Origin of the sequence: Roseateles sp. DB2 (genome assembly GCF_051857535.1) — a bacterium.
Lineage (GTDB): Bacteria > Pseudomonadota > Gammaproteobacteria > Burkholderiales > Burkholderiaceae_C > Roseateles_B.
Genome location: NZ_JBPZGY010000003.1, coordinates 249063 through 262976, shown reverse-complemented (window position 1 = coordinate 262976; position 13914 = coordinate 249063). Strand labels below are relative to the sequence as shown.

Genomic DNA, 13914 nt, shown 5'->3' with positions numbered 1-13914 from the left:
GATTGTAGCCGCAAAACGCGGCACTTACCAAATCCGGCCCATCCCCCGCTCATCCGGCAGGAGCAGCGGCCTGTGTGACGAGGCCTGCAGCCTGTGCCGCGCCGGCCCTGCCCCACCCGGCCGGCTCCGGGAGGAGGCCGGTGCCCGACGGTCCGCGCTCAGGGCGGCGGCGGCCGGTGCAGCAGGGCGATGCGCTCGCGCACCAACTGGCTGGGCGCGGGCGTGAGCCCACTCACCAGCAGCATGGCCAGCACGCCGGCCGGGATGCCGAACAGGCCCGCCGAGATGGGCTGGATGCCCCACCAGGTCTGGGCCGGCCCGGGCACGCCCAGGCTGGTACGCAGCATGGCGCTGGCATGGACCATGTAGTACACGGTCACGCACAGGCCGGTCAGCATGCCGGCCAGGGCGCCTTGCTTGTTGGCGCGGCTCCAGAAGATACCCAGCACCAGGGGTGGCACCAGGGTCGCGCCGGCCAGGGAGAAGGCGGCGGCCACCATGAAGAGGATGTCCGCGGGCTTCTGCGAGGCGATGGCCGCCGCGCTGAGCGCCGTGGCCAGCAGCAGGGCCTTGGAGAGGGTCACGCGCCGGGTCGCCGAGGCGCGCGGATTCACGCCGCGATAGTAGACATCGTGCGTCAGTGCACTGGAGATGGTCAGCAGCAGCCCGTCCGCCGTCGACAGGGCTGCCGCCAGGCCGCCGGCCGCCACCATGCCGGAGATCACGTAGGGCAGCCCCGCCAACTCGGGCGTGGCCAGCATGATGATGTCGCCGCCGATGCGCAGCTCGGCCAGTTGCAGGATGCCGTCGCCGTTGACGTCGGTGATGGACAGCAGGCCGGGGTCCACCCGCATCCACTGCCCAATCCAGCCCGGCAGCTCCGCGATGGGCGTGCCGATGAGGCCGTTGAAGATCTCGTACTTGACCATCACCGCCAGGGCCGGCGCGGTGAAGTAGAGCAATGCGATGAAGAACAAGGACCAGGCCACGGAGTAGCGCGCCTCGCGAACCGTGGCCGTGGTGTGGTAGCGGATCAGGATGTGGGGCAGCCCCGCCGTGCCCACCGCGAGGCAGAAAACCAGGGCAAGGAAGTTGCGGCGCGAGCGCTGGAACTCCTCGCGCTCGTCCAGTGTGCCGTCCGGCTTGCCGGCAAAGGGCTGGGCATGGGGCGGCATACCGGCCAGGGGCTGGGCCAGGTGCTCGTCCTGCTGCTTGGCGCGCGTCCAGCGTTCCTCGGCCTCGGCAGGTGTCTTGGGCAAGGCTGCGCGCTGCTTCTCTGCCTGCTGGATCTGGGCCAGCGTGGCCTCGCGGGCCTTGAGCTCGGCAATGCGGCGCGAGGCTTCCGCACGCTCGCGGGCCAGGGCCTGCTCGGGGTCCTGGAGCTTGCGGTCGTAGTCGCGGGCGCGGCTGGCGAAGAACTCGCGCACCGAGGTCTCGCCCGGGTCGCGCACCAGTTGCTGCTCGCGTTCGGTGATGCGCTGCACCTGGTAGCCATACACCGCCTGCGGGATGGGCACGCCCGTCTGCTTGATCGAGAGCCAGACCACAGGCACCAGGTAGGCCAGGATCAGCACGATGTACTGCGCGACCTGCGTCCACGTGACGGCCCGCATGCCGCCCAGGAAGGAGCACACCAGCACGCCCCCCAGGCCCACGAAGACGCCGATCTCGAAGGTCAAGCCGGTGAGCCGCGTGGTGATCAGGCCCACGCCGTAGATCTGGGCCACGACATAGATGAAGGAGATGGCGATGGCCGCGGCGGCGCCGAAGAGGCGCACCCACTGGCTGTCATAGCGCTGCCCCAGGAAGTCGGGGATGGTGAACTGGCCCAGCCGCCGCAGATAGGGCGCCAGCAGCAAGGCAACCAGGCAGAAACCGCCGGTCCAACCCAGCACAAAGGCCAAGCCACCATAGCCGCTGAGGTACAGCGTGCCGGCCATGCCGATGAAGGAGGCCGCGCTCATCCAGTCCGCGCCGGCCGCCATGCCGTTGTAGAAGGCCGGAACCCGGCGTCCGGCCACGAAGTACTCCTCCGGGTCCGTGGTGCGGGAGATGATGCCGATGCCGGCATAGACCAGCACCGTCACCGCCAGGAAGCTGAAGCCTATCCAGCTCTTGGGCATGCCCCACTGCTCCAGCAGCGCCAGCAGGGCCACGAAGAGCACAAAGCCCAGCGTGAAACCGGCATAGATGCGGTTCAGTCGGGGCAGCAAGGGGCGGGAGGACATGGCAGCAATGATGCGCGAGCGCGGCCGGCCGCCGCATCAAGATCAACCCGGCAGGCATCCGACCAGACCGGCGTCCTTGCCACTGGATGCGCAAGCCAGTGGCGTCGCGCCCCCAGCGGCGCCCGAGGATCCGGCTCTGCCGGGCCTACGGGCGCGCCCCCTCGGGGGGCCGAGGTCGGCCACAAACGGACGCCGTTTGCGCCTACCGAGGGGTCAGGCTGCTGGCCTGACGCGGCCTGCAAGACCGGCGAAGCCGGCAGGGGGGTCAACGTTTTGCCAGGCGCTGCCAGGTGTCGATCACGCTGTCAGGGTTCAGGGACATCGAGACGATGCCTTCCTGCGCCAGCCAGTCGGCGAAGTCCGGGTGGTCGCTGGGCCCCTGGCCGCAGATGCCGATGTACTTGCCAGTGGCGCGGCAGGCCGTGATGGCGCGCGAGATCAGGGCCTTGACGGCCGAATCGCGCTCGTCGAAGTCACCGGCCAGCAGCTCAAGGCCGGAGTCACGGTCCAGGCCCAGGGTCAGCTGGGTCAGGTCATTCGAGCCGATGGACATGCCGTCGAAGTGCTCGAGGAACTGCTCGGCCAGGATGGCGTTGCTGGGCACCTCGCACATCATGATCAGGCGCAGGCCGTCGGTACCGCCATCGGCGGCACGCTTGAGGCCGCGCTCAGCCAGCATGGTCACCACGCGCTCGGCCTGGCGAACGGTACGCACGAAGGGCACCATGATCTCGACATTGGTGAGGCCCATGTCATTGCGCACACGCTTCAGGGCTTCACATTCCATGGCGAAGGCGTCGGAGAACTCGCCGCTGATGTAGCGCGAGGCGCCACGGAAGCCCAGCATGGGGTTTTCTTCGTCAGGCTCATAGCGTGAGCCACCGATCAGCTTGCGGTACTCGTTGCTCTTGAAGTCGGACAGTCGGACGATCACCGGGCGCGGGAAGAAGGCGGCGGCGATGGTGGCAATGCCCTCGGCCAGCTTGTCCACGTAGAAGGCGCGCGGCGAGGCGTGGCCGCGGGCCACGGACTCGACGGCCTTCTTCAGGTCGGCATCGATGTTGGGATAGTCCAGGATGGCCTTGGGGTGGACGCCGATGTTGTTGTTGATGATGAACTCGAGACGGGCCAGGCCCACGCCGCTGGACGGCATCTGGGCGAAGTTGAAGGCCAGCTGCGGGTTGCCCACGTTCATCATGATCTTGACCGGGCAGTAGGGCATCTCGCCGCGGTGCACCTCGGTGATCTCGGTTTCCAGCAGGCCGTCGTAGATGTGGCCGGTGTCGCCTTCCGAGCAGGCCACAGTGACCAGCTGGCCGTCCTTGAGCTTCTCGGTGGCGTCGCCGCAGCCCACCACGGCCGGGATGCCCAGCTCGCGGGCGATGATGGCCGCGTGGCAGGTGCGGCCGCCGCGGTTGGTGACGATGGCGCTGGCGCGCTTCATCACCGGCTCCCAGTTGGGGTCGGTCATGTCGGTGACCAGCACGTCGCCAGGCTGCACGCGTTCCATCTCGGAGATGTTGTGAACCAGGCGCACGGGGCCGGTGCCGATCTTCTGGCCGATGGCGCGGCCCTCGGCCAGCACCACGCTATGGCCCTTGAGCTTGTAGCGGTGCTCGACCTGGCCCTCGGCCTGGCTCTTCACGGTCTCGGGGCGGGCCTGCAGGATGTAGAGCTTGCCGTCGACGCCGTCGCGGCCCCATTCGATGTCCATGGGGCGGCCGTAGTGCTGCTCGATGATCAGTGCGTACTTGGCCAGCTCGATGACCTCGTCATCGGTCAGCGAGTAGCGGTTGCGCTGCTCGGGGGCGGTGTCTACGGTCTTGACCAGCTTGCCGCTGGTGGCCTTCTCCTCGGGCGTGCTGAACTCCATGCGGATCAGCTTGGAGCCCAGATTGCGGCGGATCACGGGGAACTTGCCCTTGCTCAGCGCCGGCTTGTGGACGTAGAACTCGTCCGGGTTCACAGCGCCCTGCACCACCGTCTCGCCCAGGCCGTAGCTGGAGGTGATGAAGACCACGTCCTTGAAGCCGGACTCGGTGTCGATGGTGAACATCACGCCGGCCGAGCCGAGGTCGGAGCGCACCATGCGCTGCACGCCCGCAGAAAGAGCCACCTCGCTGTGCTCAAAGCCCTTGTGGACGCGGTAGCTGATGGCGCGGTCGTTGTAGAGGGAGGCGAAGACCTCCTTCATCTTGTGCAGCACTTCTTCGATGCCATGCACGTTCAGGAAGGTCTCCTGCTGACCGGCAAACGAAGCGTCGGGCAGATCCTCGGCGGTGGCGGAGGAGCGCACGGCGAAGGTGGCGTCGAGGTTGTCGGCCGTCAGCGTGGCGAAGGAGCTGCGGATGGCCGCTTCCAGGTCCGCCGGGAAGGGCTGGGCCTCGACCCAGCCGCGGATCTCGGCGCCGGCCTCGGCCAGCGCGCGGACGTCGTCGGTGTTGAGATCGGCCAGACGCTTCTGGATGCGGGCATCCAGGCCCTGGAACTTCAGGAACTCGCGGAAGGCGTGGGCCGTGGTGGCAAAGCCGCCCGGCACGCGCACGCCGGAAGCGGCGAGCTGCGAGATCATTTCGCCGAGGCTGGCGTTCTTGCCGCCAACGACCTCGACGTCGCTCATTCTCAGATTCTCAAACGGGACGACCAGGGCGGCCGCATCGAAGCGAGAGGACATGGGAAAACTCCGTGATGTTGTGAAACCGGGGTTCCCACGCCGGGCGCAGCAGGCTCGCGGAGGGCGAGCGGCGCATCCTTCGGCGCAGCACTGGCAGCAGACTTCACCCGACGAAAGACATGCGCGGCTCCACCATTTCTGGGTTCTGCTTGGAGGAGGAGCGGCTGCATGGCTCTGTGCGTGCCTGGGTGTGGCTTTCCAGCGATCGAATGCGGCCGATTCTACGGGCATCAGCTTCTATGATGGAACACCACGAAACCAGGTTTGCCGGAGAAACAGGACATGCCCAATCGCACCGTGTATTTCGTCTCGGACGGCACCGGAATCACCGCAGAAACCTTCGGGAACTCGATCCTTGCGCAGTTCGGCGGCAAGCCCCGCCACGTGCGCCGCCCCTTCATCGACAGCGCCGACAAGGCCAGGCAGGTGGTCCGCGAGATCAATGACTTGTGCGATAGCGAAGGCCAGCGGGTCATCGTCTTCGCCACGCTGGTCAATACCGAGGTGCTGGAGGTGGTCCGCGCGCAATGCAAGGGCCTTCTGCTGGACATGTTCGGCACCTTCATCGCGCCGCTGGAAGAAGAGCTGCAGATCAAGTCCAACCACCGCGTGGGCCGCTTCTCGGACGTGGCCAAGAGCCAGGAATATCACGACCGCATCGAGGCCATCAACTTCTCGCTGGCCCATGACGACGGTCAGTCTGCCAAGAACCTGGACGCTGCCGACGTCATCCTCGTGGGCGTGAGCCGCTGCGGCAAGACACCCACTTCGCTGTACCTGGCCATGCAGCATGGCATCAAGGCCGCCAACTACCCGCTGATCCCCGAGGACTTCGAGCGCGGCAGGCTGCCCTCCACGCTGAGCCCGCACAAGCGCAAGTGCTTCGGCCTGACCATCGATCCGGAGCGCCTCTCGCAGATCCGCAACGAACGCCGCCCCGGCAGCAAGTACGCCGACATCCTCAACTGCCGCTACGAGGTCAACGAGGCCGAGACCATGATGAAGCGCGAGGGCATCTCGTGGCTGTCATCGACGCACAAGTCCATCGAGGAGATCGCCACCACGATCCTGCGGGACATCCGCCCTGACCGACTGATCTATTGACCACCCCCTACGCGCTTCGCAACCTTGCAGGGCGCACCGGGCCAGAAACCCAGTCCTTCGGCAGGAACAAACGCCACGGCGTTTGTGCCCGGCCTCAGCGCCCGCAAGGGGGCACGGACGGCGGCCCGGCAGAGCTGGATCCGCGTCCGTCGTGCGGGACGGAAAGGCCCGGCTGCGTTGCAGCGGGTCTTTCCTTTTTGGGGAGAGCAGCTGTCAGCGCAGCAGTCGCTGGCGGGCGCTCTCGTAAAGGCAGATGCTGGCCGCACTGCCCACATTGAGGGACTCCTCGCCGCCCGGCTGGGGGATGCCCACCGTCAGCGTGCAGCGCTGCATCAGCTCAGGCTGCACGCCCTGCCCTTCGTGACCCATCACCCAGGCACAGGGGCTGGGCAGCTGCACGCGGTGGAGCTGCTCGTCGGCATGTGAGCTGGTGGCGATCAGTGGCAGCTGCAGGCGGTCCAGATCGGCTGGCTGCAGCCCCTCGACCAGGCGCAGGCCGAAGTGCGCGCCCATGCCAGCTCGCAGCACCTTCTGCGACCACAGAGCCGCCGTGCCCTTCAAGGCGGCGATCTGGCGAAAGCCCATGGCGGCAGCACTGCGCAGGATGGTGCCGACATTGCCCGCGTCCTGCAGGCGGTCCAGCACCACGGTGTCCACGCCAGGCCGCAGGATGGCATCCGAAGGCAGGGCCATCTCGAAACCCATGCGGGCGGGGCTCTCCAGGCCGCTGAGGCCCTGGAACAGGGCCTCGCTGACCACCAGCACCAGCGGCGCTTGCTCGGCCAGCGCCAGCAGTTCGGTGTCCTGGCAGGCACCTTCGGTAATCACTGCCATGGACGGCCGGCAGCCTCGCTGCAAAGCAGCACGCGCAAGGTGGTCCCCTTCCAGCCAGACGCTGCCCAGCTTTCGGTAGGCCGAGGCCTCCTGCGCCAGCTTGCGCAGGCGCTGCAGCTTGGGGTTGTCGCGGGCGCTGATGTGCTGGAGCTGGGGCTTCATTCGAGGAGTGCTTTCACGGGGCCGAAGCTGCGGCGGTGCCAGGGTGTCAAGCCGTGCTCGCGCAGGGCCTGCAGGTGCTCGGCAGTGGGATAGCCCTTGTGGCCGGCAAAGCCGTACTCGGGATGGCTCGCATGCCACTGCTGGCACAGGCGGTCGCGGTAGACCTTGGCCAGGATGGAGGCTGCCGAGATGGCCTGCACCTTCGAGTCGCCCTTGACGATAGCCTCGGCTGGGATCTTGAGCGTGGGCAGGCGGTTGCCATCCACCAGCACCTTGGCGGGCTTCAGGCGCAGGCCCTCGACAGCGCGGCGCATCGCCAGCATCGTGGCCTGCAGGATGTTGAGTTCGTCGATCTCCTCGACACTGGCCTCGGCGATGCAGCAGCACAGGGCCTTGGCACGGATTTCGTCGAAGAGCTGTTCGCGGCGCTTCTCACTGAGCACTTTTGAGTCGGCCAGGCCGGCGATGGGGTGTTCGTCGTCCAGTATGACAGCCGCAGCCACCACGGGCCCAGCCAGCGGGCCACGGCCGGCCTCGTCCACGCCGGCCATCAGGCCCGGTGCGTCCCACAGCAGGCCCAGCTGCTTCGGCGGCTCAGGACGCGAGGACTTGCGCGATGGCATCGGCGGCCCGCTGCGCCGTGTTGCAGCGCAGGGTCTCGTGTTGCTGACGGAAGGTGGCGACGGCCGCCTCGCAGCGCGCGGGGTCGTCCAGCCAGGCCAGGCCTTCGTGGGCCAGGGCCTCGGGGGTGCAGTCATCCTGCAGCAGCTCGGGCACCACGAAGCGCCCGGCCAGCACGTTGGGCAGGCCCACCCATGGCTGCAGGCGCTTGCCCTTGATGCGCCACCAGTTCAGCGCATGCAGGCGGTAGGCGATCACCATGGGCCTCTTGAAGAGCGCCGCCTCCAGCGTGGCCGTGCCGCTGGCCACGAGGGTGATGTCGCAGGCGGCCAGGGCCTCGTGCGACTGCCCGTCCAGCAGCTGCAGGTCCAGACCGGCGGCATGCTGGCGGGCCAGGGGCTGGACGAGGTCCTGCAGTCCCGGCACAACGGGCATCACGAAGCGCAGCCCGGGCCGCGCCTGGCTCATCAGCGCAGCGGCCTTCAGCAGCGGCTCCGCGATGTAGCGGATCTCGCTCTTGCGGCTGCCAGGCAGCAGGGCCACGACGGTGTCGCCCTCCCCCAGGCCCAGCCGGGCGCGGGCAGCCGCCCTGGGCGGCTCCATGGGGATGACGTCAGCCAGCGGATGCCCCACATAGCTCGCCGCGATGCCGGCCTCGGCCAACAGGGCGGGTTCGAAGGGGAAGAGACACAGCACGTGGTCGGTCGAGGCGCGGATCTTGTTCACCCGTTCGGCCCGCCAGGCCCAGATCGAGGGGCAGACAAAATGGATGCTCTTGATGCCCGCGGCCTTGAGCTTCGCCTCCAGCGCGAAGTTGAAGTCAGGGGCGTCGATGCCGATAAAGGCCCGCGGCGGATCCGCCAGCAGCCGCTCGCCCAGGGCCTTGCGGATGCCAAGGATCTCACGCAGGTGCAGCAGGGCGTCGACATAGCCGAAGACCGAGAGCTTGTGATGCGGCCACCAGGCTTCAAAGCCCTGCGCAGCCATGCGCGGGCCGCCAATGCCGTCCGCCTGCAGGCCAGGCCAGCGCTCGCGCAGGCCTGCCAGCAGCAGGCCGCCGAGCAGGTCACCGGAGGCCTCGCCGGCCACCAGGCTGAGGCGGGGCGCGACCTCAGGCATGTTCAGCGGATGATGCCGCGCGTGGCGGTGTTGAGGAAATCCAGCATCAGCTGGATGGTGTCGCGCGCTGCAGCCTGCTCACCCTGCAGGGCCATCATCTCCATCTTGGCCTGATCCACGGTGAGGCCGCGGCGGTAGAGGATGCGGTACATCTGCTTGACGGCATTGAGCTGCTCGGGCGTGAAGCCGCGGCGCTTGAGGCCTTCGAGGTTGAAGCTGCGGGCCTCGGCCGTGTTGCCGGCGGCCATGATGAAAGGCGGCAGATCCTGGAAGAGGATGGAGCCCATGCCCGTCATGCTGTGCGCGCCGATGTGCACGAACTGATGCACCACGGTGAAGCCGCCCAGAATGGCCCAGTCCCCCACGTGCACATGGCCGGCCAACTGGGCGTTGTTGGCAAAGATGGTCTTGCTGCCAACCATGCAGTCATGGGCCAGGTGGACGTAGGCCATGATCCAGTTGTCATCGCCCACGCGGGTGATGCCTGCGTCCTGCGAGGTGCCCCGGTTGAAGGTGCAGAACTCGCGCACGACATTGCGATCCCCCACGATCAGCTGGGTGGGCTCGCCGGCGTACTTCTTGTCCTGCGGCGCAGCGCCGATGGAGCTGAACTGGAAGAACTGGTTGTCGCGGCCGATGGTGGTCGGACCTTCCAAGACACAGTGCGGGCCGATGCGCGTCCCGGCGTCGATCTTCACGCCCGGCCCGACGAGGGTGTAGGCACCGACCTCGACCGAGCTGTCCAGCTCGGCCTTGGGGTCCACGATGGCGGTGGGATGGATCTTGCTCATCGACTGCGTTCCAGAGTCCAGGGGTGACCGGTGAAGGGCTCGCGGGAAGGCCTCAGGCCTCGATGCGACGCATGGTGCACATCAGCTCGGCCTCGCAGGCGATGTCCTCGCCGACATAAACCCTGCCGGTGTACTTGAAGATGGAAGCCTTGGCACGATTCAGGGTCACGTCCAGGACCAGTTGGTCGCCCGGCTCCACAGGGCGCTTGAAGCGGGCACCGTCGATGCCGGCGAAGTAGCAGACGGTCTTGTCATCCAGCTCGGTGTCCAGGCTCACCAGGGTCAGCACGGTGGCGGCCTGAGCCATGGCTTCCAGCATCAGCACCCCAGGCATCACCGGGCGATGCGGGAAGTGGCCCATGAAATAGGGTTCGTTGATGGACACGTTCTTCAGCGCACGGATGCGCTTGCCCTTCTCGATCTCCAGCACACGGTCCACCAGCAGGATGGGGTAGCGGTGGGGGATCTTGGCCAGGATCTGGTGGATGTCCATCTTGGTATCGGTCGTCATTCTTTTCTCTCTAAGGCGCGCAGTCGGTCGCGCATGGCATGCAACTGTCTCAGGGTTGCTGCATTCTTTTCCCAGCTGGCATTGTCGTCGAAGGGGAAAACGCCGCTGTACTGGCCCGGCTTGGTGATGGTGCGGGTGACCACGGTGGCGGCGGACACATGGACATGGTCCGCCAGACTCAGATGGCCCAGCACGATGGCGCCCCCGCCAACGGTGCAGTGCGCGCCGATGCGCGCACTGCCGGCCACGCCGGCGCAACCAGCCATGGCCGTGTGTGCGCCCACATGGACGTTGTGGCCGATCTGGACGAGGTTGTCGAGCTTGACGCCCTCCTCCAGCACGGTATCCCCCAGGGCCCCCCGGTCGATGCAGCTGTTGGCACCGATCTCGACGTGGTCCCCGATGCGCACTGCGCCCAGCTGCTCGATCTTCTCCCAGCGGCCCTGGCTCAGCGCAAAGCCGAAGCCATCTGCGCCGATCACCACACCGCTGTGCAGGATGCAATGCGCGCCGATCTGGCAATCAAAGCCGACGGTGACGCGCGGGCTCAGGCGGCTGCCAGCACCGATGCGGGCTCGGGCCTCGACCACGCAATGGGCACCGATGCGAGCGCCTTCGCCGATCACGGCCCCGGCCTCGATCACGGCCAGGGGGCCGATGTCCACGCCCTGCCCCAGCTGCACGTCCTCGGCGATCACCGCGGACGGGTGGACACGTGCAGGCGGCAGCGGGCGCACCTTGCGGGCCCACCACTGCGTGAGCCGAGCGAAGTAGAGATAGGGATCTGGCGTGACGATCACCGCGGCACCGGGCTGGCGCTGCGCGGCGGTCTCGGCCAAGGCCGGCGACACGATCACGCAGGCAGCCAGCGTGGTCTTGAGCTGGGACTGGTAACGCACATTCGCCAGGAAGGCGATGGAGTGGTCATCCGCCGTTTCCAGCGCCGCGATGCGATGGATGGGTGTTTCGGGCGCACCAAGAAGATCGCCGCCCAAGGCGGCGATCAGGTCTGCCAGGGTGACGGCGGTATCCAATCACTTCTGAGCGTTGAGCGCGTCGATCACTTTCTTGGTGATGTCCACGCGGTTGCTGACGAAGCTGGCGTCCTGCAGGATGAGGTCGTACTTTTCGTTGTCGAAGATCTGCTTGACGATGCGGTTGGTGCGCTCGATCAAGGTCTGCAACTCCTCGCCACGGCGCTGCTGGAGGTCTTCGGAGTACTCGCGCTTCTTGCGCTGCAGGTCCCGCTCCTGCTCGGCCAGGTCGCGCTGGCGGCGGCTGCGGTCGGCCTCGGCCAGCAGGGTCGAGTCCTTGTCAAACTTCTCGGCGGCCTGGCGCAGCTTCTGCTCGGCATCCTTGATGTCCTTCTCGCGCCGGCTGAATTCCGTTTCCAGCTTGGTCTGCGCGGCCTTGGCGAAATTGCTCTCGCGCGTGACGCGCTCAAGGTTCACGTAGCCGATCTTGAGTTCCTGGGCTTGCAAGGTCATCACCGGCGCAGCCACCAAGGCCAGTGCGCACAGCGATTTCATCAAGGTGCTCTTCATCAGAATGCAGTCCCGACTTGGAATTGGAATTTCTCGATTCTATCTTTCGCGTCCTTGCGGATGGGCTTGCCCATGCTCAGCTTCAGCGGGCCCATGGGGGACATCCAGCTGATGCCGATGCCAGCCGCCACGCGCACGGAATCCAGGGACACCTTGTAGTACGGGTTCTTGGTGTCCCACACATTGCCGGCGTCCAGGAAGGTGAACAGACGGAAAGACTTGTCATTGCCTGCACCGGGAACGGGCAGATAGAGCTCGGCGTTGACATTGGCGCGCAGATTGCCACCGATGTTGGAGCCCGTCAGGTCCACCGGCCCCAGGGAGTTGGCCTCGAACACCCGCACTGAGCCCAGACCACCGGCGTAGTAGTTCTTGAAGATGGGGTACTTGCGCCCCCCCAGGCCAACGCCCCAGTCCAGCTGCGCATTGATCATCCAGCTGAACTTGTTGGTGATGGGGAAGAACTGTTGCCACTGCAGGCTGGCACGCGCATAGCGGGCATCGCCCAAAGCGCTCATCTCGAGGTTGACGCGCTGGTACTTGCCGGCAGTGGGCGAGATGATGCTGTCGCGCTGCTCGTTCTGCCAGCCTATGGTCAGGGGAATCGCCAGGCTGTTGTTGCCCTGCTCCAGCACCTGCAGCTTGTACATCAGCGGGATGCCGGCATCGGTCGAGATCTTGGTCTTCTCGACGCCCAGGCCGAAGAAGACGGTATCCAGCTCCGAGAAGGGCACACCGAAGCGCAGCGAGCCGCCATAGGAGGCGAACTCGTAGACGTCACCGAAGCTGTTGTAGGGCTTGCTGGTGCGATAGAAGATGTCCACGCCGCGGGACACGCCGTCCACCGTGAAATAGGGGTCCACGGTGGAGACCGACAGCGCACGGCCCGTCTTCGCGGTGTTCACCTCCAGGCCCAGGTAATTGCCCGAACCGAAGACGTTCTCCTGACGAATGGAGCCAGTGAAGGAAACGCCCTGCTGGCTGCTGTAGCCCGCACCCACCATGATGTTGCCGGTGGGCCGCTCGGTGACGGCGAGGGTGACGTCCACCTGGTCCGGAGCGCCCGGCACCTCATTGGTGTCGATCGTCACATCCTTGAAGTAGCCCAGGCGTTCCACACGGTCCCGCGAGAACTTGATGCGTGCGCCGTCGTACCAGGCGCCCTCGAACTGGCGGAATTCGCGGCGGATGACTTCGTCGCGCGTGCGCGTGTTGCCGGAGACCAGCATGCGACGCACGTAGACCCGGCGACCGGGATCGACGCTCAGGGCCACGACGACCTGCCCGGTGCTCTTGTCGATCTCAGGCCGGCTTTCCACGCGCGCAAAGGCGTAGCCAAAGGTGCCGAGGTAATCGGTGAAGGCACGCTTGGTGGCCGTCACGGATTCGTCCTTGTAGGCCTGCCCTGGCTGCACCGCCACGAGGCGCTTGAACTCTTCCTCACGCCCCAGCAGCTCGCCCTCAAGCTTGACTGCCGTCACGGTGTAGGGCTGGCCTTCCTTGACGGTGATGGCGATGTTGATGCTCTGCTTGTCCGGCGAGATCGTGACCTGGGTGGACTCGATCGAGAACTCCAGGTAGCCGCGGTTCAGATAGTAGGAGCGCAGGGTTTCCAGATCAGCATTGAGCTTGGTGCGCGAATAGCGGTCGCTCTTGGTGTACCAGGTCAGCCAGCCGGAGGTGGTCTGTTCCAGCAGGCCCAGCAGGGTGCTCTCGGAAAAGACCTTGGAACCGAGGATGCGGATGTCGCCAATCTTTGCAGGATCACCCTCCGTCACCGTGAAGGCCACGTTGACGCGGTTGCGCTCCAGCGGCGTGATGGTCGTCGTGACCTCGGCGCCATAGAGGCTGCGAGTCAGGTACTGCCGCTTGAGCTCCTGCTCGGCGCGGTCCGCCAGCGCCTTGTCAAAGGGCTTGCCCTCGCCGATGCCGATATCCTTCAGCGACTTGGTCAGCGCCTCGGTGTCGAACTCCTTGAGCCCGACGAAGCTGACGGCGGCAATGACGGGGCGCTCGTCGATGACGACCACGAGCACGTCGCCGTCGATGTTGATACGCACGTCCTTGAACAGGCCCGTGGCGAACAGCGCACGCAAGGCCGCTGCGCCCTTTTCATCGTTGTAGGTGTCGCCGACGCGGAAAGGCAGGCTCGCGAAGACAGTGCCAGGGTCGGTGCGCTGCACGCCCTCGACCCGAATATCCTTCAGCACGAAGGGATCGACAGCCCAGGCATTGCCCGCCTGCAATGCAGCAGCGAGCGCGAGGGACAGGACAGAGGGGCGGATGCGCGCGCGCTGGGTCAGGTGTGGAGACATGCAGGTGAGAG

Annotated in this window: 11 protein-coding genes; 1 reads left to right on the top strand and 10 read right to left on the bottom strand. The window is 66.4% G+C overall.

Features of this window, described 5'->3' with window-relative positions; all coding sequences use genetic code 11:
* Window positions 1–158: 158 nt before the first annotated feature.
* Together ACS5PK_RS06220 and ppsA are read right to left on the bottom strand one after the other, a co-directional pair.
* Window positions 159–2228 carry a VC_2705 family sodium/solute symporter gene (locus tag ACS5PK_RS06220; protein WP_439439373.1) on the bottom strand — a complete coding sequence of 690 codons (2070 nt, stop codon included), beginning with the start codon at window positions 2226–2228 and terminating at the stop codon, window positions 159–161.
* Window positions 2229–2493: 265 nt separating this feature from the next.
* A complete protein-coding gene (gene ppsA / locus ACS5PK_RS06215; RefSeq protein ID WP_439439372.1) occupies window positions 2494–4902 on the bottom strand; it encodes a phosphoenolpyruvate synthase in 2409 nt (802 codons plus the stop codon).
* A gap of 282 nt (window positions 4903–5184) precedes the next feature.
* Here ppsA and ppsR point away from each other — a divergent pair, with 282 nt between their 5' ends.
* The gene (ppsR, locus tag ACS5PK_RS06210) at window positions 5185–6006 is read left to right on the top strand and encodes a posphoenolpyruvate synthetase regulatory kinase/phosphorylase PpsR (protein WP_439439371.1); all 822 of its coding nucleotides are present in this window, start codon (window positions 5185–5187) and stop codon (window positions 6004–6006) included.
* 213 nt (window positions 6007–6219) lie between these two features.
* Here the strand turns inward: ppsR and ACS5PK_RS06205 are convergent, their stop codons facing one another.
* Genes ACS5PK_RS06205 through bamA form a run of 8 tightly spaced genes read right to left on the bottom strand, consistent with a single transcriptional unit; the run spans window position 6220 to window position 13903 of the window.
* Window positions 6220–7002 carry a TrmH family RNA methyltransferase gene (locus ACS5PK_RS06205; protein ID WP_439439370.1) on the bottom strand — a complete coding sequence of 261 codons (783 nt, stop codon included), beginning with the start codon at window positions 7000–7002 and terminating at the stop codon, window positions 6220–6222.
* Window positions 6999–7625 carry a ribonuclease HII gene (gene rnhB, locus ACS5PK_RS06200; RefSeq protein ID WP_439439369.1) on the bottom strand — a complete coding sequence of 209 codons (627 nt, stop codon included), beginning with the start codon at window positions 7623–7625 and terminating at the stop codon, window positions 6999–7001. The genes ACS5PK_RS06205 and rnhB overlap by 4 nt, the downstream gene beginning before the upstream one ends.
* Window positions 7597–8742: a lipid-A-disaccharide synthase gene (gene lpxB, locus ACS5PK_RS06195; RefSeq protein ID WP_439439368.1), complete on the bottom strand. Its 1146-nt coding sequence runs from the start codon at window positions 8740–8742 to the stop codon at window positions 7597–7599. The genes rnhB and lpxB overlap by 29 nt, the downstream gene beginning before the upstream one ends.
* Window positions 8743–8744: 2 nt before the next feature.
* Window positions 8745–9533 carry an acyl-ACP--UDP-N-acetylglucosamine O-acyltransferase gene (gene lpxA / locus ACS5PK_RS06190; RefSeq protein WP_439439367.1) on the bottom strand — a complete coding sequence of 263 codons (789 nt, stop codon included), beginning with the start codon at window positions 9531–9533 and terminating at the stop codon, window positions 8745–8747.
* Window positions 9534–9585: 52 nt separating this feature from the next.
* Window positions 9586–10044 (bottom strand): 3-hydroxyacyl-ACP dehydratase FabZ, encoded by a 459-nt coding sequence (gene fabZ, locus ACS5PK_RS06185; protein ID WP_439439366.1) that lies wholly within the window; start codon window positions 10042–10044, stop codon window positions 9586–9588.
* Window positions 10041–11078 carry a UDP-3-O-(3-hydroxymyristoyl)glucosamine N-acyltransferase gene (gene lpxD, locus ACS5PK_RS06180; RefSeq protein ID WP_439439365.1) on the bottom strand — a complete coding sequence of 346 codons (1038 nt, stop codon included), beginning with the start codon at window positions 11076–11078 and terminating at the stop codon, window positions 10041–10043. Before lpxD ends, fabZ begins: the two co-directional genes overlap by 4 nt.
* Window positions 11079–11588 carry an OmpH family outer membrane protein gene (locus tag ACS5PK_RS06175; protein ID WP_439439364.1) on the bottom strand — a complete coding sequence of 170 codons (510 nt, stop codon included), beginning with the start codon at window positions 11586–11588 and terminating at the stop codon, window positions 11079–11081. It lies immediately after the preceding gene.
* Window positions 11588–13903, bottom strand: a complete 2316-nt coding sequence (gene bamA / locus ACS5PK_RS06170) for an outer membrane protein assembly factor BamA (protein ID WP_439439363.1) — start codon at window positions 13901–13903, stop codon at window positions 11588–11590. Before bamA ends, ACS5PK_RS06175 begins: the two co-directional genes overlap by 1 nt.
* Window positions 13904–13914: the final 11 nt, after the last annotated feature.